23 protein-coding genes are annotated in these 26,882 nt (G+C 42.0%); 15 read left to right on the top strand and 8 right to left on the bottom strand.

From position 1 onward, the window contains the following. Positions 1–57: 57 nt before the first annotated feature. Positions 58–1,182, bottom strand: coding sequence for an acyl-CoA desaturase (locus R7044_RS00730; protein ID WP_017821552.1), 1,125 nt, complete (start codon positions 1,180–1,182; stop codon positions 58–60). A gap of 271 nt (positions 1,183–1,453) precedes the next feature. Here R7044_RS00730 and R7044_RS00725 point away from each other — a divergent pair, with 271 nt between their 5' ends. Beyond that, complete coding sequence (locus R7044_RS00725) at positions 1,454–2,002, top strand: GNAT family N-acetyltransferase (RefSeq protein WP_005376525.1); 549 nt, start codon at positions 1,454–1,456, stop codon at positions 2,000–2,002. Between the two features lie 90 nt (positions 2,003–2,092). Here R7044_RS00725 and R7044_RS00720 read toward each other — a convergent pair whose 3' ends face one another. Next, positions 2,093–2,710 carry an HAD family hydrolase gene (locus R7044_RS00720; RefSeq protein WP_025767847.1) on the bottom strand — a complete coding sequence of 206 codons (618 nt, stop codon included), beginning with the start codon at positions 2,708–2,710 and terminating at the stop codon, positions 2,093–2,095. 363 nt (positions 2,711–3,073) lie between these two features. On the opposite strand from R7044_RS00720, the gene R7044_RS00715 reads away from it, so the two are divergent. After that, positions 3,074–5,119, top strand: a complete 2,046-nt coding sequence (locus tag R7044_RS00715; RefSeq protein WP_225455286.1) for a response regulator — start codon at positions 3,074–3,076, stop codon at positions 5,117–5,119. A 103-nt stretch (positions 5,120–5,222) separates the two neighbouring features. On the opposite strand, the gene cqsA is transcribed toward R7044_RS00715, so the two are convergent. Together cqsA and ylqF are read right to left on the bottom strand one after the other, a co-directional pair. Further along, on the bottom strand, positions 5,223–6,404 hold the full coding sequence (gene cqsA / locus R7044_RS00710) for an alpha-hydroxyketone-type quorum-sensing autoinducer synthase (protein WP_053349163.1): 1,182 nt from the start codon (positions 6,402–6,404) through the stop codon (positions 5,223–5,225). 337 nt (positions 6,405–6,741) lie between these two features. After that, complete coding sequence (ylqF, locus tag R7044_RS00705; protein ID WP_005376521.1) at positions 6,742–7,686, bottom strand: ribosome biogenesis GTPase YlqF; 945 nt, start codon at positions 7,684–7,686, stop codon at positions 6,742–6,744. Between the two features lie 447 nt (positions 7,687–8,133). On the opposite strand from ylqF, the gene R7044_RS00700 reads away from it, so the two are divergent. From R7044_RS00700 to R7044_RS00680, 5 genes are all read left to right on the top strand, one after another. Continuing rightward, on the top strand, positions 8,134–11,799 hold the full coding sequence (locus tag R7044_RS00700) for an ATP-binding protein (RefSeq protein WP_053349162.1): 3,666 nt from the start codon (positions 8,134–8,136) through the stop codon (positions 11,797–11,799). Next, on the top strand, positions 11,783–12,949 hold the full coding sequence (locus R7044_RS00695) for an EAL domain-containing response regulator (RefSeq protein WP_053349161.1): 1,167 nt from the start codon (positions 11,783–11,785) through the stop codon (positions 12,947–12,949). The genes R7044_RS00700 and R7044_RS00695 overlap by 17 nt, the downstream gene beginning before the upstream one ends. After that, positions 12,942–13,538 carry a response regulator transcription factor gene (locus R7044_RS00690; RefSeq protein WP_053349160.1) on the top strand — a complete coding sequence of 199 codons (597 nt, stop codon included), beginning with the start codon at positions 12,942–12,944 and terminating at the stop codon, positions 13,536–13,538. Before R7044_RS00695 ends, R7044_RS00690 begins: the two co-directional genes overlap by 8 nt. Positions 13,539–13,547: 9 nt before the next feature. Continuing rightward, on the top strand, positions 13,548–14,918 hold the full coding sequence (locus R7044_RS00685) for a GGDEF domain-containing protein (RefSeq protein ID WP_053349159.1): 1,371 nt from the start codon (positions 13,548–13,550) through the stop codon (positions 14,916–14,918). 157 nt (positions 14,919–15,075) lie between these two features. Continuing rightward, on the top strand, positions 15,076–15,963 hold the full coding sequence (locus R7044_RS00680) for a LysR family transcriptional regulator (RefSeq protein WP_225455285.1): 888 nt from the start codon (positions 15,076–15,078) through the stop codon (positions 15,961–15,963). Here the strand turns inward: R7044_RS00680 and R7044_RS00675 are convergent. After that, the gene (locus R7044_RS00675) at positions 15,960–16,568 is read right to left on the bottom strand and encodes a response regulator transcription factor (RefSeq protein ID WP_225455284.1); all 609 of its coding nucleotides are present in this window, start codon (positions 16,566–16,568) and stop codon (positions 15,960–15,962) included. The two genes, R7044_RS00680 and R7044_RS00675, sit on opposite strands and share 4 nt — an antisense overlap. Before the next feature lie 684 nt (positions 16,569–17,252). On the opposite strand from R7044_RS00675, the gene R7044_RS00670 reads away from it, so the two are divergent. Next, positions 17,253–18,233 (top strand): chemotaxis protein, encoded by a 981-nt coding sequence (locus tag R7044_RS00670; RefSeq protein WP_025998672.1) that lies wholly within the window; start codon positions 17,253–17,255, stop codon positions 18,231–18,233. A gap of 49 nt (positions 18,234–18,282) precedes the next feature. On the opposite strand, the gene R7044_RS00665 is transcribed toward R7044_RS00670, so the two are convergent. Further along, the gene (locus tag R7044_RS00665) at positions 18,283–18,813 is read right to left on the bottom strand and encodes a prepilin-type N-terminal cleavage/methylation domain-containing protein (RefSeq protein WP_005376513.1); all 531 of its coding nucleotides are present in this window, start codon (positions 18,811–18,813) and stop codon (positions 18,283–18,285) included. Positions 18,814–19,257: 444 nt separating this feature from the next. Here R7044_RS00665 and R7044_RS00660 point away from each other — a divergent pair, with 444 nt between their 5' ends. The 4 genes from R7044_RS00660 (at position 19,258) to R7044_RS00645 (ending at position 22,110) form a co-directional block, all read left to right on the top strand. After that, entirely contained in the window at positions 19,258–19,980 is a 723-nt protein-coding gene (locus tag R7044_RS00660; RefSeq protein ID WP_042520743.1) for a sulfite exporter TauE/SafE family protein, read from the top strand. 102 nt (positions 19,981–20,082) lie between these two features. Beyond that, on the top strand, positions 20,083–20,988 hold the full coding sequence (gene rarD, locus R7044_RS00655) for an EamA family transporter RarD (protein ID WP_031778926.1): 906 nt from the start codon (positions 20,083–20,085) through the stop codon (positions 20,986–20,988). 208 nt (positions 20,989–21,196) lie between these two features. Beyond that, positions 21,197–21,583 carry an MAPEG family protein gene (locus R7044_RS00650; protein ID WP_053349157.1) on the top strand — a complete coding sequence of 129 codons (387 nt, stop codon included), beginning with the start codon at positions 21,197–21,199 and terminating at the stop codon, positions 21,581–21,583. Continuing rightward, positions 21,577–22,110 (top strand): hypothetical protein, encoded by a 534-nt coding sequence (locus tag R7044_RS00645; protein ID WP_033906497.1) that lies wholly within the window; start codon positions 21,577–21,579, stop codon positions 22,108–22,110. The genes R7044_RS00650 and R7044_RS00645 overlap by 7 nt, the downstream gene beginning before the upstream one ends. A gap of 284 nt (positions 22,111–22,394) precedes the next feature. Here R7044_RS00645 and R7044_RS00640 read toward each other — a convergent pair whose 3' ends face one another. Then, the gene (locus tag R7044_RS00640; RefSeq protein WP_062731009.1) at positions 22,395–23,759 is read right to left on the bottom strand and encodes an endonuclease/exonuclease/phosphatase family protein; all 1,365 of its coding nucleotides are present in this window, start codon (positions 23,757–23,759) and stop codon (positions 22,395–22,397) included. 394 nt (positions 23,760–24,153) lie between these two features. On the opposite strand from R7044_RS00640, the gene R7044_RS00635 reads away from it, so the two are divergent. Continuing rightward, the gene (locus R7044_RS00635) at positions 24,154–24,468 is read left to right on the top strand and encodes a DMT family transporter (protein WP_005376506.1); all 315 of its coding nucleotides are present in this window, start codon (positions 24,154–24,156) and stop codon (positions 24,466–24,468) included. A 79-nt stretch (positions 24,469–24,547) separates the two neighbouring features. On the opposite strand, the gene R7044_RS00630 is transcribed toward R7044_RS00635, so the two are convergent. Beyond that, positions 24,548–25,453: a DMT family transporter gene (locus tag R7044_RS00630; RefSeq protein WP_033906499.1), complete on the bottom strand. Its 906-nt coding sequence runs from the start codon at positions 25,451–25,453 to the stop codon at positions 24,548–24,550. Between the two features lie 169 nt (positions 25,454–25,622). On the opposite strand from R7044_RS00630, the gene R7044_RS00625 reads away from it, so the two are divergent. Next, complete coding sequence (locus R7044_RS00625) at positions 25,623–26,081, top strand: NUDIX hydrolase (RefSeq protein ID WP_033906500.1); 459 nt, start codon at positions 25,623–25,625, stop codon at positions 26,079–26,081. Between the two features lie 104 nt (positions 26,082–26,185). Continuing rightward, the gene (locus R7044_RS00620; RefSeq protein ID WP_033906501.1) at positions 26,186–26,758 is read left to right on the top strand and encodes a GNAT family N-acetyltransferase; all 573 of its coding nucleotides are present in this window, start codon (positions 26,186–26,188) and stop codon (positions 26,756–26,758) included. Positions 26,759–26,882: the final 124 nt, after the last annotated feature.

Raw genomic sequence — 26,882 nt, 5'->3', positions numbered from 1 at the left:
TCACAACAAAAAAGCTTCGCCGAAGCGAAGCTAAGTAATCGTAAGAATGAGGATAAACTATGCGTATCGACGAACCATAAGGTTCCAACTACGTTGCTGCCGTTCGAACTCTGCTTTAATTTGCTGGTACTTCATTTTCGTTACAGAACATTCGTATTTCTTTACCACACTGGCAGTTTTGGCACCGAGTACTTCTTTGCGCATCTCGTAGTATTCCTGCATGTGATGAACTAGAGTATCAAACTCGTGCTGTAGCTGATCGAGGATCGTTTGCGTGTTCGGTTTCGATTCTAGCTTTTCTCTTGCTTTCTTCAAAAGTTGACTCGCACGGGCCTTTTCAATTCTAAATGTAGGCGTTGTGCGCAACTTAGATGTGAGTCCTAGCCAAGAACATGACTTTATCAACCACTTCGTTGGGTCGTAATGCCACCAATACACGCCATTGCGATAGTCATTCTCGAAAATATGATGGAAATTATGGTAACCCTCTCCAAATGTGAAAAAGGCGAGTACACCATTATCGCGAGCAGTGTTTTTGTCTGTGAAAGTTTGCTTACCCCAAATATGTGCGAGGGAGTTAATGAAAAAAGTCGTATGGTGACTCATAAAGAGTCGAGCCGCACCAACGACCAATAACATCCCCCAGATATCACCGTAGATCAGTCCGAGCATGACTGGGAAACCAATATTAGTCAGTAGGGCAAGTGGAACATAATACTTATGCTGCCACATGACGATTTTGTCGCGCTTTAGGTCACGGCAGTTTGTATATTCGTTTTCCTTTGATTTATTGTAATCACGTAACATCCACCCAATGTGAGAATACCAAAAACCCCGCTTGGCTGAGTACGGATCTTTATCGTTATTGTCGACATGTTTGTGATGCACACGATGATCAGAAGACCAATGTAATGCACTATTTTGCAAAGAAAATGCTCCTCCAATCGCAAAAATGGCGCGCAAAATAGGATGAGCTTCGTACGTTTTGTGGCTCCAGAGACGATGATAGCCTGCTGTAATAGAAAGGTTAGTAAAACTAAATGCAATCACTCCCCAAATTAGATGTTCCCAACCCAGTCCAAAATGATATGCATACCAAGGCATTACAATAAAAGTCAGAACAAAACTGGCAGAAAATATCAATGTATTCAACCAGATAACAGGTGGTTTGTTTTGAGTCACAGGTGTATCCCTAACTTTGAGCTAACAACTGTTCGCCAGAATATCAGCGTACACATGTAAGTCAAATTAAAGTTAGACAAATGTGACTATTCCTTTGGGTGTAGATTAAGGAACTTGATGGGATATTTTGCTTTTAATTGAATAATGAGTAGTATTAAAAAATGAGCTCTGGCTTAAGGTGTATAAAATCTGCCAAGAAACAAGTGTTATAAAGGTGGAATATACCGAGACTCTATAAAGAAGCAAAAATGTAAGAAAATAGGAATACGTAATGGATTTACGATTAGCGGAATATAAGGACTACGAGCGCATTGCGCATCTTCATGCGGATAGCTGGAAGCGTCATTACCGTGGCATTCTTAGTGATAACTATCTTGAGAAAGAAGCGATTGACGACAAACTACTGATTTGGCAAACCCGTTTGACCAACCCACCATTCAATCAGCACATTGTCTTGGCGGAGGAGGGAGGTTTGCTACTTGGCTTTGTTTGTGTGTTCGGCAACCATGATTTCGAGCGTGGAACCTTTATTGACGCATTGCATGTTGATGACAGTTACCGTGGTCGTGGTATTGGTAAGCAGCTATTACTTGCTGTCGCAGAATGGCAACAGCAGTACTTTAAAGACACAGGTCTTTATTTAGAAGTTGTGTCGCAAAACATTTCTGCGATTGAATTCTATCGCCACATTGGTGGACAAGAGGATCAAGAGCGAACTTGGCGCGCACCTGATGGCAAAGAGGTGTTAGAAAAAGTATTCCGTTGGAAGAACGCCCAGTCATTAGTTAGTGGGATTGAGGAAAACGTGATTTACTCCTAACCTAGCGTTCTAAAACATTAGATAAGAGCAGTCTCAACACTGCTCTTTTTTGTTTATGCACCCTAACGTTATGTTTTTATTAAAAGCTTTCTAGAAGTTAACCCCCATGGCTTTTAGTTCGAGCTCACATTGCTGAGCATTTTCAAACTGAATAGCAGCCATGCCAACTGCTCGGGCACCTTCAACATTGTAAGGCATGTCATCAAGAAATACTGTCTCTTCGGGGTTAAGCTGATACTTTGAAAGTAGAGTTTGGTAGATCTCCGCTTGTGGTTTTAGTAATTGAACTTCAGAAGAGATGATTGCTCCATCAAACAGTGGCCAAAACTCATAAGTAGTACGAAGGTGTTCCACAATTTCGTTGATGTTGTCTGTGAGCGCATATACGCCATATCCGGCTCTTTTTACTCGTTTTAACAGCTCTATACTGCCGTAAAGTAATATTTGAGTGTGTTTTACATAATAAAAGAAGCGGCCCATTTCTTCCGTCGTTACTTGGTGTTCACGTTGATAACGCTGTTTTGCTTCCCTTTCGGAGATCGTCCCTTTATTTAAATCTTTCCAGATTTGTGATGAAAATAGCATCTGAGCCATTTTCTCTGACTCTACGGAACCACCAAATGTTAAGCGAACGATTTCTACTGGAGACCAGCGTACCAATACATTACCTACATCAAAAATGACATTTTTTATCTGGACAGAATTCATAACACATCCCAAGCCAATTGTTCTTCACCACGCTATATGCGGTGAGTACTGTTTTTGAATCGTTGGAAAGTCGTGCCAAAGGCGCGACTTAAGTTTCTTGCACAAAATGAGATTAACATCCAATTGGATACAGAGCGATTATCGCAAAATTACACTAAACTATATGCAACTTTGTTTATTTGGTTGTAAATCAAGTGCAGCTGTCTTAAAAGATTGAAACTAAAGATAAGTATTGCGAGCTGTTTACGTCATTTCGCGCTGCTTATAAATGATGATTAATATATAATTAGTTAATAATAAAATGATAAAAGTGAATCAAAATCACATTGTTGTGCGTCAGGCGGAGTAAGCAAAACAGATTATATGGACTCGATACGTAAGGTTTATCAATATGCAGAACCAAACCTAACTCTCGTTGGCTGGATGGGGTTTCTTGGCTTTCCGCTGTACTACTTTGTCTGGGAGTTTGCCTTTCCACAGGCTTATGAAAATTTACCTCTTAGATTGTTTTGCTCGTTATTGTTTTTCGGCATCATTTTTAGAAACCGCTTATCATCGACTTGGAGAGATTATGTTCCTATTTACTACCAAGTGACGATAACGCTGTGCTTACCGTTTTTCTTTTTTTATATGTTACTGATGAATGACTGGTCCAATGTATGGGTTATGTCGTTTATGTCTGCAATTTTCTTACACATTTTACTGGTTCATGTTACTAGGGTCATGTTTGCTCAAACCTTTGCTGGGATAGGTTTAGCAACATTCTTCGCTTGGGTTGCAAAAGGGTTCCATCTTGACTTGACCATGGATTGGACTCATGTGCCAATCTTTCTGTTTATTTATGTCTTCGGTAATTTGTTCTATTTTCGTAACCAAGTTGAACATGAAGCGAAAGTCTCGCTGGCAAAATCATTCGGGGCAGGGATTGCACATGAAATGCGTAACCCGTTGAGTGGGCTTTGCACTTCAATAGATGTTATCCAGTCGATCTTGCCCAACATGAAAGAGGCAGGAAAAGAGCAGTACGTCATGAGTGTAGAAGATGTCACCTTATTACGTGAAGTGAGTCAGGATGCAATGAACATTATCCAATCGGGTAATGAAACCATCGATTTATTGCTGACTTCGATTGATGAAAATCGAGTTTCTCGTTCTAGCTTCAAAAAATATTCAGCTCACTCGGTCGTTGAACAGGCAATTGAAAGCTTCAGTTATAAACGTGCCACTGATCGATTTGCCATATCGTTGGATGCGAGAAGTGAGTTTGAGTTTCTAGGTAGTGATACGCTGCTTAAATACGTTATGTATAATCTTTTCAAGAATGCCTTCCATCACCGTAAATCTGAAGATTTTCACATACATGTATCCATGATAAGTTCAGAACGCTTTAATCAAATTGTTGTAACCGATAATGGTGCTGGTATTGCTCCTGATGTTCTACGCAATATCTTTCAAGACTTTTACACCACCGGCAAATCAGGAAGTTATGGTTTGGGCCTACCGTTTTGTAAAAAAGTCATGCGTTCATTTGGGGGGAACATTGAGTGTCAATCTCAGTTAGGGGAGTGGTCTCAATTTACGTTAACTTTCCCACTAACGACATCTGATACCGTTACTGAAATCAAAAACGATCTGACTAAACTCAAAACCATTCTAACGGTGACTAGCCAAGATATCTTGGTGTCTAAAGTAACAGATATTAGCCGTTTTATGGGCTTTGACTCGACAATTTTAGATGTCAACCAAGTACTCAAAAAGAAAGAGTACGAGTTCGAATTCGATCTGATTTTTATCGATCTTGAGAGCTTAGATCCAAGAGCAAACCAATTGGATAGATTAGAATCTCTCTTGTCTTTCACTGAAGCACGCATCGTTTATTTTTTTGAGCATCATCCGACTCAGAGAGCACGTAAGGCTGCATATGAACCTATTTGGATCGAAACGCAAGCCTGGTTATTGAATACTAAACCAACTATTGAGCGTCTCTTATATGATTCAAGCTATGTATCGACACCAACGGCCTCGGTGACGTTAGATAATTCAAATAAGCGCACAATTATGGTCGTGGATGATAATGAATCTTTGCGTAAATTCACGGCAATGTTACTTGAAAAGCAAGGCTTTGAAGTGATTCAGAAAGAAGACGGGCAGCAGGCTCTGGATACACTAGAGCAAGAAGATGTTGATCTCATTCTGATGGATATCGAAATGCCAATTATGGATGGTGTAGAAGCGTCTAGGCGAATTCGAAGCTCGGATAAAAACTATGCGTCGGTACCTATTATTGCGCATACAGGGGATAGTTCACCTGTCACGTTGGACAAAATTGGGTCTTCGGGTATGTCTGACTTCATCGTAAAACCGGCGGATAAAAATCGTTTGTTCGATAAAATCGCAAACTGGATCTAATCATTCGCGACTTGTTTTCTTGAGGCGAGTTGCTCACAACGAATAACACGAATAAAGAGCTCAGCAAAACTGTTGAGCTCTTTAGTTTTATCTACACACTAACTTACACAAACTCTAAGTCAGGGTGTGCAAATGCTTGTTGGCAGACAGTGAGTACATGATCAACTTCAGCAGCTGTCATGTCTGCATTGACTGAAAAACGGATGATGTTTTTGTTCCTTCCAGTTGCAGGGCGGCAAAACACTGCGCCGTAAACATTTCGCTCTTCGAGAAAGTCGCGGACTCGCTCAGTGTTTCTCTCGTTGCCGCATTCTAATGCGATAATTTGTGATTCACTGCGAATAGTAAATCCAATGCGTTTTAAACCAACGGCTAAAGACTTGGCTCTTTCAAACAGAATATCTCGCTTATCATCTGATTTTCTTATGACGTCCAGTGTTTTCTCTAGCCGAATGATCTCTTGCGGTAATACGGTAGAACTAAATATTGCAGGGTACGCCACAAATGGAAGCGTCTTCGCCAGTTTTTCTGGGCCTAAAATCGCGCCAGCACGATAAGCAAATGTCTTGGCAAGACTAACGGTAATAAAATCTACCTTATGAGTTAAGCCAAGACCCTGCAGTATCCCCGCACCTTGTGGACCGTGTGTACCTAAAGAGTGTGATTCATCTACAACCAGGCCGCAGTCAAACTCCTGTGCTATTTCGTAGATATCACGTAGAGGAGCGATGGTCCCGATAGTGCTGTAAACCGAATCCACAACAATGATCCCTGAACCGTGACGTGAAATCTGTTTTCTTAGGTGACTGGTGTTGTTATGCATGAACGGATGAATTTGTGCTCCGGCAATACGTGCGCCTTCCCACAAAGACATATGTGCAAAGAAATCAATGTACACAGGTATGTTCGGTGCACAAATAGTCTGCAATAAACCGACATTCGCAGCCCAACCAGATTGAGAAAGTAGACAACTAGGCATACCAACGAAACTGGCTAGTTGCGTTTCAAATGCAGGTTTCGATTCATCATCTTGTAAGAAAATCGCGGACATCACGACGTTGTCATCGTGCTGGGAAATCGCATCACGATGCGCGTTTTGAATCTCCTTGTTATGAGACAGTGCAAGGTAATCATTGCTTTGCAGGACAACGGCATTACACGGTGGGCGTTTACCAAGAACAAGGTGTTTTTTGTTCTCATTCGGTTCGATTAGATCTTGAATATAAAAATCTAGGCGTTCCTCGATAAAGGAGGGAAGTGGTTTGCTTTGTATAGTTTCACTCATAATAAATCTCTTCTTCATATGGAAAAACGCCAGCGCTGACACTTATTCATATTGCGGATTTTGGGGAGAGTGTCACTAACCAGGTTGCATAAGTTTGCAGACCCTTGCAAACTCGACATTTGAGGGTTGGATGGTGGCTGTAACTCTATAGGGGCCCGGGGTCTAAACTAGTTTGTGCTTAAAGTTTATACGGCGATTTTGCGGTGTTTTTTCGTGCTTCATATCTGGGATTTTGGATGAGGAATATAAAGTTTGAAAAGTGAAAAAAATGGGCGCATTAGATAACAAAAAAGGCGCGAAAATCGCGCCTTGAAACATGAGTAGATAAGAGACAAGCTTATCGCTTATTACGTAAATAGCGCTTACGACGCTCTTCTTTACGCTTCGCTTTTTCTTCTTCTTTACGGGCGGTTTCAATCTCGACTTCAATCAGTTCTTGAGTGATCATTTCTGGGCGTTCTAATGTAATTTGGCCCAAAGTGCCTTGGCGAAGTTCGTGCAATAAGATCTCTGATACTTTGTGTAAGTCAACACGTCCACCTGCACGTAGTGCACCGCGGCGACGGCCAATTTCTTCCATGATCTCGATATCTGATTCTGGAAGCTCTTCAATTTGATAACGCTCTTTAAGCTTGTCTGCATAATGAGCTGCTAGGTATTCAATGGTATAGAATGCGACTTCGTCATATTCCATCGCTGTGTCTTTTACCGCGCCAGTAGCCGCAAGGCGGAAGCCACTGTGTGGATTTTCCACTTTTGGCCATAAAATTCCTGGAGTATCAGATAATACGATGCCATTTTGCAGGTTGATACGTTGTTGACGACGTGTAACCGCGGGTTGGTTACCTGTTACAGCGATTGTTCGACCTGCGAGGGTGTTAATGATCGTCGACTTTCCAACGTTTGGGATGCCCATGATCATGGTGCGAATGTTTTTACCAATTTCTTCTCGGTGTGGGGCAAGTTTGCGACAAAGCTCCATGATTCGATGCACTTCTTGTGGTTCAGAAGTCGTGATCGCCATTGCTTTTACATGTTGCTCTTGCTCCAAGTGCTCAATCCACAGTTGAGTTAACTCTGGATCGGCCAAATCACGTTTGTTCAAAACTTTAACGACAGGTTTGTCACCACGGATTTGAGAAATCAAAGGGTTTTCACTACTGAAAGGAATACGAGCATCCAGTACTTCGATGATCACATCCACTTGAGGGATTGCTTCTTCGATCTCTTTACGTGCTTTGTGCATGTGGCCAGGAAACCACTGGATTGAGTTATTAACCATTTGAATTTAATACCTTAATTTTTCTAATGCTCCAGCGGTTGTAAAAGTAGCAATGTGAGTCTTGAGTAATACAATACTAGAACGCATTTTCTAAAACTGTGTTTACTTCAAGCTGCTCGAAACCGCGGAGTTGAGCTTTCTTTCATGTTAATACGCCAGTTTATCATGGAATGATGATGAATCATTCAAGATGAAAGTAAAAAGCTATGGCGTGCAAACCTAAAAGCACACATCCCTTATGTATACCGACTCGCAGTGAATATCCGTCTGGGTGAGAGACCGAACGCAAACGCTGTGTAGTCAAAGGTGGATTGTGTTGTCAGATTGTTCTGACGAATTTTGGTTTTTTACTTTTATATCAGAGTGTTATTTTTATTTCACTATTGAGCTAAGTTTGACTTTTATCTGACAAAAACTAGTCTGAGCTTCCATTCAGAGGAAGCAGTCATGCTCAGTATTCTTAGAAGTATTACGGTATCGTCCGTCGCCTTAATTTTTTTAGCGAGTTCTTTTTGCTCAACTGCCAAACAGAGTCCTAAACCGAAGGTCATCGTTGGTGTTATTGCGCAAGACGAAGCTAAAGACTCGTTTGACGGTAGCGTTGGTCCTTCGTACGGAATTAGTCTTGAGTATTTGTCTAACATTACTAAAGCTCTGGATTATGAGTTAGAACTTCGGACTTACAAGCATATTCCGTCTTTACTTGCGGATGTCGAAAGCAAGAGGATTGATGGTGCGGTTGGATTTAGTAAAACAGCAGCAAGAGAAAAGCGTTTCTTGTTTTCGATGCCTTTTTTTTCGAGCACTATCGCTGTTTGGTATCGGAATGCCACTTACCGAGATAGTGATGCGCGTGATCTTAAATGGGTGTGTGTTGAGGGCAGTGTGTATTGTGACAACCTCACTGAACGTGGTATCGATAAGATACATTACGTTAAAACACGTTTAGAGGCGTTTAATGAAGTTAAGCGAGGTAAAGCGAACGCGCTGATTTACACTTATGTTGGTATTACCCAATATTTGGATTTGAATGACATTGTAAAAGGGGTTGTCGATATTCCCAGTTGGTTGAAAAACGAAGAGGTGAGTTTTATCGCTTCGTTGGACAAACAAAGTCTGATCGATGACATCAACAAAATCCTTCAGTGGGAGCAAAATGGAAAAAACATTCGCTCCGTCGCCTCGAAAAATCCTTACCATATCAGTGATAAGTTATTGGTAGATTACCGACGTAATCATCAAAACAAACTAGTGATAACTTACAGCAGCAGTGACGAAGCTTATCCGTTTCTCTACCGAGATTCGCAAACGGGCGAGTTAGATGGCTTCTTTCCAGATTTTGTCGACTTATTGCAGTCTCGTACTGGCTTGAGCTTTAAGTATGTGAAGCCGACGTCGAGCCTTTCTAATGGATTAACGGCATTTGATGCCGATATAGTCCCCATCTCTTATGTGGGTGAGCTACCTAAGTCAGATTGGTTGTTCACTAAACCATTCATGCACAGTAATTACGTGGCTATCCAAACGGAGCAGAGCAAGCGCGATAAATCTGCACTGAAAGAAGCGGGTATTCTGCTCACTTTGAAAAAGCAAGGGTTAGTTCATTTGGGCACTTGGCAACAAGGCCAAGTTGATCATTATGATGATTTGAAAAAGCTGCTTACCGATTTGAAATCGGGCGTTTTGGATGTGGCTTACATTCCTGACGACATCGTTCACAACATGATTGCACAAGATCAAGTCGATGGCTTGGTGATCAATGCGGAGGACGTTTTGACGTTCTCTAATGCATTTGCGGTTGCAAACCACAATACACAACTTCAACACATGTTGAACAGCATCATCGAAACCATTGATTCTAACGAGATCGAAAAACTGCTGCGTTCTCACCGAAGCTTCAAACTGACTTATGGCTATGACGCGGAGCAGATCGCTACATTTGTTGTTGCTGGTTCATTCATATTCTGTCTCATGTTAATTGCGGCGTATTTCATCTTATCTCACATGCGACTTAAAGTGAGGTTAGCCGAATTTAATGCTGACAATGAGGAAGCGGAAAAGCAATGGCTGATGGACATCATCAAAGAGATCAATAGCTTGGTTTTTATCCATAGTGAAAATAACCATATGGAGATGAGCAATTGTGCCAACTACAACAGTAAACAGTGCCAACAATGTAAGTTGAAAAGTGATTCTGCGCACGCTCCTCTGGTGAATAATTTTGATGAACTAACCACTGTTATTGCTGGAAAGCGTATCTCAGAAGAGGTTGCCTCGTCGGGCTGTGAACTTGATATTAAACATGTATATCGAGAACGCAAAGTCATCGCTTCTCCTAGCGGTAAGAACAAGTTTGTACTGACTGTTATTCAAGATATTACCCAGCAAAAAGAACGTGAGCAGGCGTTAATCGATGCGCAAAAAGAAGCGCAAACCGCGGTACGTGCGCGCGAAAACTTTTTGGCAACCATGAGTCACGAATTAAGAACGCCATTGTCGGCAGCACACGGCATCCTCGATTTGCTAAATCGCCAAGTGACGGCAGATTCAAATCGCGAGTTAATTGCCCAAGCCATACGCTCGCTCAATCATTTGAATACGCTAGTAGACGAAGTACTGGATTATTCAAAGTTAGAGGCAGGGCACTTAACCGTCGCCCCAGTTAAGACCGACTTGCTTAAAACCTTGTGCGATGTGTTTCGAAGCTTTGAACCACGAGCGCTTGCGAAAGGTTTGGATTACAAAGTGACAATCAAACCATTTTCGAATGCTTTCATTGAAATCGACGCGCTGCGATTGGTGCAAATTACCACCAATCTACTCTCCAATGCGGTGAAATTCACTGCCGAAGGAGAGGTTGGAATCAGTGTCATTCTTCATGAAAAGCAGCTTATTTTGAAAGTGGCGGATTCAGGTATCGGCATGACGGATGACCAACTCGAAGGCATTCTCAATCCTTTTGTTCAAGCGGATGACACTATTACGCGTAAATATGGCGGTACTGGATTGGGGCTAAGCATTGTTGACCGATTGATCGACTGCATGAGCGGCGTGCTCTGCATCGATTCACAATTTGGCTTGGGCACGACGATTACTGTCAGACTGCCAATTGAGCATTGCGACTCTGAGCCAGACGTTTGTTTGAACTGGACGTATAGCGAGAGCTTACCACTTAATATTCGCCAGTGGTGTGACGCGTGGAAAATGCGTCCAGCGACGTTAAAAACAATGGTGGCGAACCTTCACCCTATACACGACAGCGATGCCAGTTTTAATGGCCTAATGCTGCGTGACGAACAAAGGGTACTTGGCAGTCTTACGCTAAGAGAGATTCAATATCCAGATACATTGTTCAATTTGCTCAGCCAAACGCAGCAAGAAACCAAGCTTAGTGACGTAAATCAAGAAGTGGTTTCTTGGGTTCTCGGCACGGTACTGGTCGCAGAAGACAATCCCATTAACCAAAGTGTGATAGCAATGCAGCTTCATGAACTTGGAATCGAACCTGTCATTGTGAACAACGGCCGCGAAGCATGGGAATACATCAACCAAGATGAAAGCGTTGTGTTGCTGCTGACCGATTTTCATATGCCAGAAATGGATGGCTATGAGCTTGTTAGGTACGTGAAAAGCTCCGAATTTAAAGCAATTCCAATCATCGGTGTGACAGCAGAAGATGCTCGTCTTGCCATTGAACGTACACAGGATATCGGCATTGATGACGTGCTCTACAAGCCCTATGACCTTAATCAATTAAAAACCGTTTTGGTTCCATTTATTGGCGAAAAAGAGAGGGGAAGGCTGCCCGGCTGGATTAAACGGTTCAAAGCACAGGACGCAAAAGAGATTGCGCGCGTGTTTAGTCAATCAATGTCTACAGATATAAAAAACTTAAACGCCGCATCGACTGAGCGAGACAAAAAACGGGTCATTCATGGCATCAAAGGAGCGGTTGGGGCGATAGGGGTAAGCATGCTGGCTGAGCTTTGTATTGAGGCAGAACGAGTTACTGCTGCGGAGTTTGACAGGCGAACAGCGGAGCTAATTTTACGAATCGAGCAGGAGATCGAAAACATAAACTATTGGGTAGAGACAAATGAATACACAATTTAATGTGATGGTGATTGATGACCATCCGCTACAAACCACAATACTTTCGCAAATATTGGATCGCTATTGCGCGCAAGTCATCCCCTTTAACTGTGTGGATGCTGCTATTCAGAGTGTGCAGGAACAACATTTTGACGTAATTTTTTGTGATATCCAAATGCCCGGAAAAGACGGCATCGATATGATGGAAATGCTCGATAAAGTCCAGTACCAGGGGCAAGTTGTACTGGTTAGTGCAATGGAATTGACCATTATTTCTGCGGTAAGAGCCATGTGCGAGGGATTTAGCTTTGAAGTATTAGGGAAGCTGCCTAAGCCATACGATGAAAATGAAGTCGTTGATTTGTTGGGTAAAATAAAAGATGAAAAAGAGAAACAAGTCAGCTTTGCTCAACCTATTGAAGTGGAAGATCAAGAATTCTTGTTTGCTCTGGCTGAAGGGCGAGTGAAAAATTATTACCAGCCTTTAGTCGATGTGCAAAGTGGGGAAGTGCTTGGGTATGAAGCGCTCGCGCGTTGGAATCATCCTATTTATGGTGTGTTACCCCCTCATTATTTTTTGCCAATTGTAGAGCGTTGCCGCCTTTCTGGAGAGTTGTTTCAAGCTGTATTGAGTAATGTTATCTATGACATGAAACACCGCGGATTGACGCAAAACGTATCCATCAATGTAGACCATGAAAACTTAGAAGATACGGCGTTCTCTCATTACTTTTTACAGCAATGTTTAGAGAGCGAGATTGACCCATCACAAATCACCATTGAAATTACAGAGCGAGATACATTTCAGACTAGCGCGTCCCTGTACAAGAATTTACTCAAGTTGAGGATGAACGGTGTCACTGTCTCAATAGATGATTTTGGCACGGGTTCATCAACGTTTGAAAAACTGGCTCAACTGCCATTCAACGAGTTAAAAATCGATCGTTCGTTTGTACAAGGTGTCGAATGCGACATCAAAAAACGCAACATCGTTGTTGCTATTTGCGCGTTAGCGAAAAGTTTGAATATACGACTGGTCGCGGAAGGTATTGAAGACGAAGTCACACTGCAAGCGATACGTGAGTATGGGATTGATCTTTGCCAAGGCTTCTACATTGATAAACCCATGCCACTAGAAGCCATAACCATACTAAATGAAAGATATGAATAAATTGAATTACTTGATCTTTGACGATCATCCTCTCGTTTGTGTTGCAATCAAGTCATTGTTGGAAGAGTTAGGGAAAACAAATGGGGTATTTACTGCAACATCAGCGAAGATGGCATTACAAATATTGAAAAAGGAAGAAATTCAACTGTTGATCTTAGATGTGAACTTGGCAGATTGCGATGGGTTTGATTTCTACAAACGTATCAAATCCCATGGTTATGAAGGCAAAGTCATTTTCTTCTCCGCTGAAACTAGCCAAATGTACAGCCAAATGGCTTTTCGTTCTGGCGCTGATGGCTATGTGTGTAAATCGGAAAATCACGACATTCTTAAAGACGCGATAGAAGCGGTAGAGAAGGGGTATACCTTCTTCAAATTTAAGCAAGTTGTTAACAGCGTTCGAGAAATCCCACAACTTTCAAGCAGAGAAAGTGCAGTAATGAAGTATTTATTACAAGGAAAGTCCAATAGAGAAATCGCTTCAGTGCTATCAATAAGTGATAAAACAGTCAGCACATACAAACGCCGTCTATTGGATAAATTTAACGTAAAGAACATTGTTGAGCTAACAAGAGTGGCGGGGGCGTAAGACCGCATCATGACACTTAAAAGTATCGCGTTGTCTCTTTTCATCGCAACATTACTATTCGTCACTTCTGTCACAATGATTGGTGCGGTGTTAATTTCTTATGAAGTAAAGCAGTTCAACACTTACGCGAATAATTTAGCCAAAATAAAACAAAAAGTAATTCTCATGGGGCTATTGACGGAAGCGCAGCTCGAGCAATACAAAGGCATGAGCGTGAGTGAAGTAGAAGCGCAAACAGAGCTGAGCTTTCAAGATGCGATTTACTCCCTGTCACCTTATGAAAAACTCAATTACGTTGAATCTGTTGCACGGAAATCGCTTCATCAGGCTGAAGCGTATTTATCAAATGCGTTCAATCGACAAAATGCCGTTATGTATTTTCGTTCTTATACTGGAAACAAACTCATCTTAGAGAGACCGATTGAAGCGTTAGAGGGAGTGAAAGCCACATTTGATGTTGATTGGTGTAAAAGTAATTATTCTTGTGTGTTAGCTGCGTGGAAAGAGCAACTGACGGACCGGGTATTGTTTTCCCTACCATTTAAAACGACATACTCCGATGACATGGCGATAAGCATCATGAGTCCGGTTTACTTTCAAGGTGAGTTAGTGGGAGAGTTTTCGGAACAATTGTACCTCTCGCCGCTTTATAATGATGGGAAAGCGGTGGATGTTCAAATAGCGAATGGGAACAAGCAAATGGTGATTTACTTCGCTGGCTACCCCTTTCCATCATTCGCGTACACCCAATCATATGTCGCAGACAACAACAATCTCATTGTTTACATGTACCCATTCAGTAAAATTGTACTGGATTACGTGTTCTTGTTTATCATCTTCTTTTTCGTAACTTTAGCGTATTACAACAAAGCTTATGAATCTAAAGAGAGCAAACTTCGCCTCGCGAAAGCACTGACGAACGTGACGAAAGATGATTTAACGGGATTGTTTAACCGCAGAGTCTTTCAAGATAGCGAATTCAAACGTCGTTTGGAAACCGCGCCATATTCCGTCATTGCAATAGATGGCGATAGGATCAAGCGAATCAATGACCATTACGGTCACCATGTAGGGGACGAAGTTATTGGGATTATTGCTGATGCTATGTCTAAAGTGTTTCGAAATAGTGATTATCTAGTTCGAACTGGTGGTGATGAGTTTGTTGCGATTCTTCCGGGTTGCAGTATCAGTCAATCTTCAATATTGGCGAAGAAGCTTCGTAGTGTCGTTAAAGATAACCGACTAAAGACCTTGGATATCGAAGTTAGTGTGAGTACTGGTATCGCGGCGAATGAGTTACACGAAACGCTTCAGGACGTTATTGTACGTGCAGATGAAGATCTCTATGAGATGAAAAAACACAGACAAAAGTCCCATTAAGCAGGTCTGGTATTGACTAAATGCAAAGTTACGGAACATAACCATGACATAACTGTTTGATTAATTTGACCAAACAGAATGAGTGGTCTTTTATATTAGAGCAGTCAACAAATAGTGATTGCTCTATTTATTCTCGACCTTACATCTGGTGTCGCACGTGAACAAAGATCTCGACTTAAACTTACTTAAAATACTTGTCTTACTGGATAAGCACCGTCAGCTCAAGCCCGTTGCGAAAGCGATGGGGAAGAGCGAAGCGTCAATTAGCAAATACCTTGCCCGATTGCGACTCCAGCTAAACGATGAATTGTTTATTCGGCATCCTCACTACATGGAACCGACGGACTATTTAAAACGTCAATTACCTAAAATTTCCGATGCACTCGAGAAGCTTGAAACTTGTCTAATTAGAGATGAGTTTGAACCGGAAAATTACGAAAAAGACATCACCATTTGTTTGCCGCAAACCGCTCAATACTCATTTGGGCATTTACTTGCAATGGATTTAATGGCGCTGTTTCCCAAGGCGCACATTTCGATAGCAACGATTACAGAGTATACGATAGAAGAGATAATCCTAGGCAAAGTGGATGCGCAGTTACATTACTTCAACGAGGATGTTCCGAAATCTGTTTATCAGAAGTTCATCGGCTATGCGCCTGCTGTGGTAGTTGTCCCTGAAGAGCTGGGAATTACCACCCTGGAAGAAGCGGCCAAACTTCCCTTTATCATGTTAGAGATTATCGGTTGGAAAGAGAAAGAGCAGCTCGTTAAGCGTGCAATGGAAAGCCACGGTATGGTCATCAACCGTATTGCGGCTCTAGACAACGTAAGCAGCGTATTGAAGCTAATTAAGCAAAAAAGCGCCGCAACCGTGTTACTTGAATATCAGGCGCCAATTGATGGATATAAATTTATAAGAGTGCCAGAGCATTTTTACCCAGATGGCTGGCCAAAAGTGGTTGTACAGGTGAAGCAAAGCTTAAGACATGATGCAATGCACCAGTTGTTAATCGGTGCTATTGCAAAATACATGAGCGCTTAGCGGCAAAACTCAATGTTTTCTGACTGAGGAATAGTATGCAGAAGTTCAATCAACGTGTCCGCATGGTACTTTTTCAGAATACGCGTTTTGTAGGTGCTGATTGTTTTAGCGCTGAGTGAAAGTTGTTCAGAAATCTTCTTATTTGAGTAGCCTTGTACAAGATAATGGAACACCATGGCTTCGCGATTTGAAAGTGTTACGTTACCCGACGATGGTGTGTGAGTCGACTTAAACATTGAGTAACCGCGTGAAACACTCACAATTGCGTCAATAATGGTCTCTCTTGTTTCATGTTTGCTTAAGAAGCCATTTGCGCCCATTTCGTACGCTGCTTTAGAAAGACTCGAGTAGTCACGTGAAGAAACAAATAACAGTCGGCCACGATATCCTGTCGCTAAAATGTTTTTGGCTAAACGCATACCATCGCGGTCGCCAAGCACTACGTCTAAAATAATCAAATCAATCTTTTGGCCTCGGACAAGATCCATCACTTCCGCACTGTCAGTGGTTTGAATCACTTCAGCTGCGTTGATTATAGATTCAACTAGAGAAGCAAGTGCTTCGCTATACAATGGTTGAGTGTCGATAATAAGAACATTATTCAAAGTTAACCTCACCTAATACATCAACTAGTGTGCTGTCAGGCGACAGCGCAATTGGATGAATAGGATTGTAGGAAAAACCTTGCTAAGAGGAAGGAAAATGACTCTTTCCAAAAGTGAAAATCAGTGTCTTGATTATGGGAATAACGATGTCAGGTATTGAAATACCTAGTGATAGGATGATTGCTTAAAACTTACGCTGACAGAAAACTAACAAACTGAAAGTGTTCTTTCAGTGTTCTATGCCTTCAGATTTTCTTGCGATGCCTCTAGCGCTTCGATTTAAACTCGTGTGTTCACAAGCGCAGTTTTATACCATGCCACTTGAAGAGAGCTTGTTCTACACCAGGCATGAGCACAGTAGCCAACTTTGCACTGATATCTGTTGGATAGGTTTGGCTATTGACGCTGAACATCACTTCAAATTATTTCTAAACTTTTCATTGACTCGGTCGCTAAAAGTGGAGGTGTTAATTCGCACTTTGGCCACTCATAATGTCGTGTTCAAAAATGAGACAATTTTACATGGTTTGGTATGGAAATGTGCGTTAGCCGTCCTTTTGATGGTTTACAAATTTTGTTGTAACGACTAAAAAGGACTTTTGGATTTTTAGCCAGAGAATGGCTTCTCATGGCGTTTGCATCAAACTTTTTCTGATGCGTATTTTTGGTTGGATAATTGGCTTTATGAGTAACGTAACCAGCACCATTTTGACAGAAAGTGGTACCAATGAGCTTGAAATCATCGAGTTTCATTTAGAAAAAACATTGCCAGATGGCAGCACAAAAACTTGTTATTACGGCATTAACGTTGCGAAAGTACGAGAAGTGATTCGCGTGCCAGAAACAACCGATTATCCAAACGCACAACCTCATATGATTGGTGTGTTCTCATCCAGAGATGTACTGACGCCTTTAGTGGATTTAGCTGGTTGGTTAGGTGTGCCAACACGACAAGATCTGGAGCGCAAGTTTGTAATCGTTACGGATTTCAACAAAATGACCAATGGCTTCTTAATTGACAGCATTTCGCGTATTCATCGTATCTCTTGGAATGATGTGGAATCACCAAGTCAGTTTTTGGAAGCGGGCGAACAAGACTGTGTAGTGGCCGTTGTCCGTAAAGAAGGCAACCTGATCATGATTCTCGACTTTGAAAAAATCATCGCAGACATCAACCCAGAACTGAGTATGGAAAAGTACGATGTGAAAGGGGACAAGTCGGTGGATCTCAACCAGAGAATGGTCGGTAAGCGTAATGCTAAAACGATCATGGTGGTGGATGACTCAGCATTTATTCGCTCTTTGATCCAAGATACATTAGCTTCTTCAGGCTACAATGTGATCACATGTAAAGACGGTGGTGAGGCGCATGAGAAGTTGATGAGCTTGATCGAGGTTGCGAAAGAAGAAAACTTGCCAGTTAAAGAGCTATTAGATGCGGTGGTTACGGACGTAGAAATGCCTCGAATGGATGGTATGCACTTAGTGAAGAGACTACGCGATACCGAAGCGTTTCATGAAATGCCGATCATTATGTTCTCGTCATTGATGAGTGAGGATAACCGAGCGAAAGCACTATCTCTTGGCGCAAATGATACGATTACCAAGCCAGAGATTGGCCGCATGGTGAATATGATGGATAAATACGTGTTTAACTTTGCGTAAAAAACCGATCAGATGAAACAAATAAGGCTGCCGATTGGCAGCCTTATTTTTATTGAGGGCAGGGAAGAATATCTAAGGTGTAACTCTCGTTTGGAGTCTGCGGTGGCCCATATAAAATTCCGCATTGTGTAAGGCTAGCTCTTTTTTCGTCGGCTGCAGCAATGACCATTTCGCGAGTTGTTGAACCAGCCGGGTGATGAAATGTTTTCCAATCCGAGTCTTCTTCGTTCAGTCCTTGCACGAGTAACTTCATCGATTCGCTATCAGAATCAGGATATCCATATAAAAAAACACAGCGCTTTGAACCACCAATATTACAGCCGTCAAATGGTAAATCTGCCATTAAAGCACTGTCTACGAAGTTTGAAACGTAAGGCTTGCTTTCCAATCCCGCAATCGCCATTTTCCCATAACCGACGCCTAATGCTGACGCAATAGCGCCTTTCATTCCTTCCAAACGAGCTTCACGTGCATCACTTTGAAGGTTTAAAAAGCGTGGCGCGGCAGTGACAGCAAGAATACCGAGCACGACAATAACTACGACCAACTCTATTAGAGTAAATCCCGTTTGTTTCTTCATATTATTTTCACAGCAAGTTAAAGGTAGAAAAACACTGACCGTACACTTGTTTATTGTGTAAATAAGTACGGTAATGATAAATCGATCAGTAGTATAAAGAGGTGAATTGTAAAGTGCTATACCGACGCCGCACTAATTGACTGAATCCATTAAATGCAATGGAGAATTCACGGGTCTAATTCTGCTAGATTTTAAGAGGTCATTAATTCCGCTGAAGAAATGCTGCGTGAACAGGCGAGCATGAATCCTCTTCGATGTAAGCAAACATGTACATCAGCGGAATGAAATACAAAATGCAAATGAGGGCGAACCGCACAAATGGATTGTCTTTTTATTCACTTTGATGAATGCTACGCGGAATTCATATCGCAGTGTGCCTGAGGTATTCGGCATGCGAATGTGCTTTGGTTTTGTGTTTATTTTTCAAATATAAGAATAATCTAAATGGAATTCGATTCGATAAACTTCCTTGCAATAGGTTTGATATTTCTTGGCTCTTATGTCCAGACCGCAATCGGTTTTGGCTTGGCTATTGTTGCCGCACCTTTACTGATTCTTTGGGCGCCAGAATATGTTCCTGCGCCAATCTGTTTAGTCGCGTTATTTATTTCGTTGATGAATGCGATGAAGCACCGCAGTAGTGTTGAAATCGGCGGCTTAAAGATGGCGTTGATTGGGCGAGTGCCGGGATCAATTGCTGGTGGCTTGCTACTCTTTTTTGTATCTACACAAACTCTCACGCTTTGGATTGGTTTGTTGGTGCTGTTTGCAGTCGTGGTGAGTGTTTTACCGTTTCGGGTTGAGCCTACGCCTTCGCGTATGACATGTGCTGGTTTCTTTTCTGGGTTGTTTGGTACCAGTTCTGCGATTGGAGGCCCTCCGATGGCGTTATTGTTGCAGCATCAAGAAGCGAATCAGTTACGCGGCAACTTATCGGCTTTTTTTGTTTTCAGTTCGATTATTTCACTAATAGTACAAATCCCAGTGGGCTTCTTCACATTGCATCATTTGGTCATTACTATTCCTCTATTACCTGCTGCGGCGCTTGGTTACTGGCTAGCAATGAAAACTACCCAGTCGTTACCAAAAGAAAAGATTCGGTTTGGGGCACTTATGTTGTGTTTTGTGAGTGGTTTTACCGCCGTCGTACAAGCGTTGAGCCAATAATGCCATCTGCATCATAAAGTCACTGCGGGATTGCATTCCTTTTTATGTATGGCGGACTTGTTTACTTACGCCAAATTGGTCGTTTAGATGGGCGATAGTTTTATGAATAACACTCGTTATGGCACTTTTATGGCAGCATTCTCCTTTGTGATCTGGGGATTGCTACCAATTTATTATCGTTATTTACCAAATGCTTCTATGGATGAGTTGCTAGCATGGCGAATCATTGGGTCTGTACCTGTCGGGTTTCTAATTGTACTTGGGATAACCCGTCGAGGGCTGAATTGGAAAGAAATCTGGCTTGATAAAAAATCCTTGTGGTACACGTTTGTGGCGAGCAGTTTGATGTGTATTTCTTGGAGTGCGTTCACTTGGGCTTTGACCCATCATCGGGTCATCGATGCCAGCTTAGGCTTCTTTATTGGGCCATTAGTATCTGTTGCGCTGGGCGTATTTATTCTTGGGGATAGGCTCTCAAAAGGCAAACTTATTGCAATCGTGCTGGCAACAATTGGTGTTATGTATCAAGTGATTCACTATGGTCAGCTGCCCGTTATCGCACTAACGATGGGGTTGTTCTTTGCTTTGTATGGGCTGTACAAGAAGAAGATAAATTATGACTGGAGTACAACCTTGTTTGTTGAGGCGTTGTTACTGACTCCAGTTGCACTCGCATATTTGCTCTATAAACAATGGGCAACTGGTGAACTGGCTTCGGGCACAGATACCACAACATTGCTTTTGTATTTTGGCAGTGCACCTATCACACTTTTACCACTCGTATTTTATTCTATCGCAATACGTATAACTAATTTATCAACCGTCGGTCTAATGCAATACATCGAGCCAAGCTTGCAGTTTGTGTTGGCAGTTATGTTTTTTGGCGAGTTGTTTGACGAAGTGAAAGCGGTGACCTTTGCATTTATTTGGGTAGGGCTGTTGTTCACAATTTTTGAAAGTATTATCAAAGGGCATCGGCGCAAAAAGCTGGTCAAACACCCCTTATAGTGGTTTCAATATTCTCACATATTAGCTTCTTTATTCTTATGCCCTCATTCGAGGGCATTTTTAATACCATAAAGCATTGGCTTTCGTTTTTTGCCCGAATAGAAATCATAACTTGAGATTATTTGACGCATTATCATAATGATACCGCTATAGTTATAGCCAAGTGACACGCTTATATAAGTGAAAACCAGATCAAGAAGGACGACATATGATCACAGCTCTGTATGCCAACATTCTCGCAATACTCATTATTTGGTTGGCTGTTCAAGTAATTAAGCAACGTCGCTTAAATCAAATTGCTTATGCCGATGGTGAGGTAGAGGCTCTACAAATTGCTCGTAGTGCCCAGAGTAATGCGACAGAATATATCCCCATCACCCTGATTTTAATGGCACTTTTAGAATTTAATAGTGCTTACCCAACATGGATACATCTCACCGGTATTATTTTTGTAATTGGTCGAGTTATTCATGCTAAAGGCATATTGAAAAAAGACTTGAAAAAGCGCATTAGAGGGATGCAGGTGACATTTCTGGTGATACTTTCATTGGTTGTGTTAAATATGATTTACCTGCCATACGATAAGTTATGGTAAGTCTGCGACGTTACATTCCACCACCTTGGGTACTCGTTCTGATTGGATTAGTACTGAATATTGGCGCGATCATCGTTACTAGCTTAGTCCTTGATAAGTTGGGTAAACAGCACTCGCAGCTCGCAGAGCAAACAGCAGAGAACTTGTATTCCATCCAACTCGCATGGAACAGTGTGGAAACCCTAGAAAGGAAAAGAGAAGCTTTACTGCTGCATGTGCACATAAGTCAGAGCGTAGCGATACCTTTAGAGCTAGAAGAGGTATTAGCAGGGCATTTATCTTCTTGGGTTCTCAACGAGTCGGATGAAATAAAAATTGATCAACTTCCTCAACTAATGTCAAAGATAAATCAGGCACAAGCTTCGTATAGAGACCGCATCGATAATTACTACATTGAGAATGTAGAGCTCAATGAGGTAATGGCAAAGCAGGATGAAAAGATCGCTTGGTACAAGAATATCGGACTCTTCTTGCAAGTATTCGGACTTGCGTTAATCCTTGCACGCGACTTAGCTAGGAAGCAATAAAAGCAATAGCTAAAGATCAGATTTATTGCGAAATGCCAATGGTAGTTTGCAAATTGCAATTTATTCGGTGAGCAAACAGTAGCTATTGGTTAAGTTTTAATGAAAGTGATTAAATAACAACCTGTTTTTGTGCGCTGAAAAGTTGGCACGCCTCATGCTTTAGTGTGAGTGACCCTTTCTAAGCCGAGGGTCACCTAGCCAACTGACGTTGTTAGTGAACCATCTTGTTCACAAATATATACAGCCAATCACGACTCCTTGTGGTTGGCTTTTTTTTATGCAGTCTAGAACTGTGCTTTAATCCAGATCATGCGATGGTCGGAAGATACATCCTTACCATCACCATACTTACCGATACGTGCATCGTTAAATAGTTTACGGCCTTCTTCATAAGACGCTGACCAGTACACACCAGAGTCTATTACATTCAAATTTGCTGAAGGCAAGGCATAGTCTACCCCTAAGCCAAACGTTGAAGTGATGCGATTCGGATATGGGTGAGTTGAACTGCGGTCAACAGCGTGTTCAGCTGCACCAAAGCTTGTTGGGTAAAGCTCACCATTCATCACGGTTTGATTAACCAATGGATCGTTGTGCAGCTCTTGCATTACAGAGCTAATACCGTCACCAGCCACTGGATCAAGGTTTTGATCACCCATCATTACGAATTTAGTGCCGTTCGTTAAGCCACCTGTTTTACCCGCATCGTCGTAAAAATAGTCTTTACCTTGAATGTAATGATGCCAAAACTCCACTTCTGCTGCGTTTTGCGCTTTGTTTTTACCGGTGTCGAATACTGGTGGAGTAGGATGAGACATCAACAAGTGTACAACTTCTTCGCCATTGCGAGTTGGAATGATGATTGGCGCGTCGACGTGATTTTTCGAAGATAGACGCACTTGATCCCATTCTTCCGCTGAGTACCATTCATCACCACACTTCATGCCGTCTGGAATCTTTTGCGAACCGTCACAGATAGTAATGGTTGGAATTTTCGCACCTTCCATATCTTTCCATTTAAATGCTTGGAATGTACGTGTGTTTGCCGTGTCAATTTTATACTTAGACATAAGGGCAAATGCATATTGACCATGGTACATGCCAAAGCCCCATGCATCACCTGGCATTTGACCTGCGGTTCCGTTGTTGTCGAGATCAAACTCACTCAACAACCCTGTATTGGTTGAATAAGATTCAGCATAAGGGTATTCAATAGGCTCAAGGTTTGCTTCACCGCCCGCGCCATCGATACTTTGCGCGACAGACAAGTAGTTCTTCTGGAATCCTTCAATGGCTGCTTTGTTTTCACCTTTTCCGTCGTTGTTGTATTCCGCCATCATAAGAACATCAGGACGATTCTTTTGAATGATTGCTGCAACGTTACGAATTTGAATGACTTTTTCCGCAGTGGTTTTGTCTTCGGCTGCGATTGAACCGTCTAAATAAGAGGTGACCAACGCAGTTTGCTGCGTTGGTTCAATTTGCATTTCATCTACCAAAGTTTCGAAGGTAGCGCGGTCAAAAGAGAGGTTGTAAGTCGCTATTTTTACTTCTTTAGGCTGAACATTGACGTATTCAGTATCGTCATTACATCCAGATAGTAGAGCGGCGCCAACAAGGACAGCGATAGAGGTTTTGATTGCTTTCATGGGTACGTCATACCTTATAATTAATTCGTCTGAATATTAAAGTCATCAGTCATTGTTTTAAGCGATATTAGTCACACAAACGTTTTCATATTTACATGTTCAATTAGTTTTTGTGTGATTTGTGCAATAAATGCAACACTTTCAACACCAGAAGGTTATATGTAAATTGTTAAAAAACGGTGTCGTTATTGATGCGAAATAGAGAGTCCGCCACCGTTAAAAAGAAAAGCGTAGAATTTAAGAGTGCATGAGATGTTTGAGTTGTATGCTTATCGCCGTGTTTTATTTTTTATGTTTAGATTTCCGTATATAATAAGCAGTCAATCAGAAGTGAGGACGACCTCACCGCTCTATCTTTTCTCGGGGACGACCCCATCTCGTTGGGAAATGTGACATGGCTTGGGGAATTCTCTTCATTGCGGGCTTGTGTGAAATCGCATGGGCTGTCGGTCTTAAATATTCACAAGGGTTTACCAAATTCGGTGCTTCGGCATTCACTATTGTCTTTATGTTATTGAGCTTTTGGTTGCTTGGCATTGCGTTAAGAACCTTGCCTTTAGGCATTGCTTATGGAGTATGGGTAGGGATTGGCGCAATAGGCACGGCAGTCGTGAGTATTTATCTGTTCAATGAGCCAGCAACACTTATCAAAGCCTTAAGCTTGCTAATGATTGTCGCTGGTATCGCAGGGTTAAAAATATCAGCTTAACGTTAGGCTAAACACAAAACAGCCAGAGTCACTCTGGCTGTTTTTCTAAATGTCGTGTTTACGGTTCTAGGTAGGTATATCAAGCGTTGCGCTTAACAAAAGGTAACCGTAAGTGATGACCAAACGCATTAATTAATGCGCCTGTAACAATCAGACCGCCACCGACGTACGTCCAAATGATCGGAACCTCGCCAAAAAAAATGATGCCTAACAACACAGAAAATACGATCTGGATATACGAATAAGCGGAGGCTTTACCCGCTTGTTGAGTTTGCATCGCTTTGGTTAACCCCAATTGCCCAATTTGGGTAAAGACACCAACTAGAACCAACATGAAAGTCAGATATAGATCGGGCATTACAAAATCGTCGCCAATCAGTAAGAGTGAAGCGGGGAGAGCAACCAACGGGAAATAGAAAATGATCACTGAGCTGTCTTCTGTCTGACTCAGTTTTCTGACAATGACGTAGGCAATTGAGCTACCAAATGCGCCTAAGATCGCAATCATGACGCTAAACATTGGTAAAGCGCTATCTGAGCCTTGCCCAGTTTCTGGGCTTACCATGATATAGATGCCGAGTAAGCACAACGCAATACAAAGGAAAGTTGACGGCTGGATGCGCTCTTTCAAGAAAAATACGGCGAGTAGTGCAGTAAATACCGGATGAATATATTGGAATATCGTCGCTTCTGCCAAAGGTAAGGTGGTCACTGAATAATATACACACATCAGAGCCATCGTGCCCACAGCACCGCGTGCAAATAGTAATGGCTTATTATTGCCCCATACAGAAATTCGTTTTCGCTTTACATCGAAATAACTAATGATAAGTGAAACGAGCGCTCTTGCTGCAACGATTTCAAAAACGGGGATACCGTAGTTGCCGACGTGCTTTACTGTAGCCGACATCAGAGCAAAGCCGAACGCGGAAAGCACCATAAAGCGCACACCGATGGGAATCATAGTGTTGAATGAATTGGACATTTTACTGCTCATTTGTTGCGACAGATCTCACTTTAGCATACTTAGTTAGCGATTAAATCCTCTCAACTCAAACACTTCTGTCGACAAGATGAATAAACAGTAGAATACGTAGCAATTAATCTGCCTCTCTTCAGCGTAACAATAAAAACTCGATATTTAAGGAGCTTACATGATCCCGATAAAAGCAACGCATGTTTCAGGCGTTGTCATTTCAAAAATTGATGGCATAGAAAAAATGCTGTTACTCAAACGCGTAAAAGGTGGCTATTGGTGCCATGTTGCAGGTGGTATCGAAGCGGGTGAAGCCGGGTGGCAAACCATTTTAAGAGAGTTAAAAGAAGAGACACTAATTGACCAAGTTGAGTTACATACAGCAGACTTTCTAGAGCAGTTCTACGAAGCAAAAAATAACCGTATCATGGTTATCCCATGTTTTGTGCTATTTTGTCCGCCTAACCAATCAGTTGTTCTTAACGATGAGCATACAGAGTATCGCTGGTGTACGCTTGAAGAAGCTAAGCAGCTGGCTCCGTTTGCCAATCAGCATCACCTCTATGAACATGTATGGAAGCATTATGTAGATGTGGCATCACTAACGCCATTTACGCTGATCGATCAAAAGGGCTAAATGAACGGCAACGGCTTTGATTAGTTTTTATAGAGAGGTTTGTTCTCATAAAATGAAGCGTTAGGATTTGCGCTGAGCGTTCACAATAAAAAGGAATAACATCTATGGATGAAGTTACATGCCAAGAGACGTATCAAGGAAATCACTTACAGAAGCGTTTTTCCGTCTCGCAAAGGGTCTCAATTGAGCCCCTCAACACGAAACACGCGTCCGCTTTACTAGAGGTTGTGAACACTCACCGAGAGAGCCTTGAGGGCTATCTACCTTGGACGGATTCTGTCACGAATCATAGAGAGGCCGTGAACTACATTTCCCTGCGAGTGAACAGTAACGCGCTGGATTCCCACTGGTGTGCAATTTATTTTGATGAGCAGCTTACGGGTGTTATTGGCATTAAAGGTGTGGATTTACATACACGTGTTACTGAAATTGGCTACTGGCTTGCCAATAATGGGCGAGGCCATCGTGTGATTGATCAAGTACTCGCAGTATTGATCCCTTTTTTGAAGCAGAAAGGGCACGCACAATTCATTCAGTTCCATTGTATGGAAGATAACATCGCTAGCATCAATATTGCTGAGCGTGCAGGCGCCACATTAAAAGAATACGTTGATCATGAGTTTGATATGCTTGACCGCTCTCAACGACTAGGCATTTATGAACTACGTTTGATGTAGTATCCACCCCAGAGATATTTTAATCAGAGTTCGAACTCTAACTTCACGAGCGCTACAATAGTAACATTGTTGCGCTCGTGTTAACTTGGAGCGTCATTGGTAGAAACTAGGCTAGGAGAAGCAT

This window comes from Vibrio sp. 1402 (assembly GCF_033340275.1).
The sequence above is the reverse complement of the archived record's forward strand: the minus strand, read 5'-3'. Positions and strand labels throughout refer to the sequence as shown.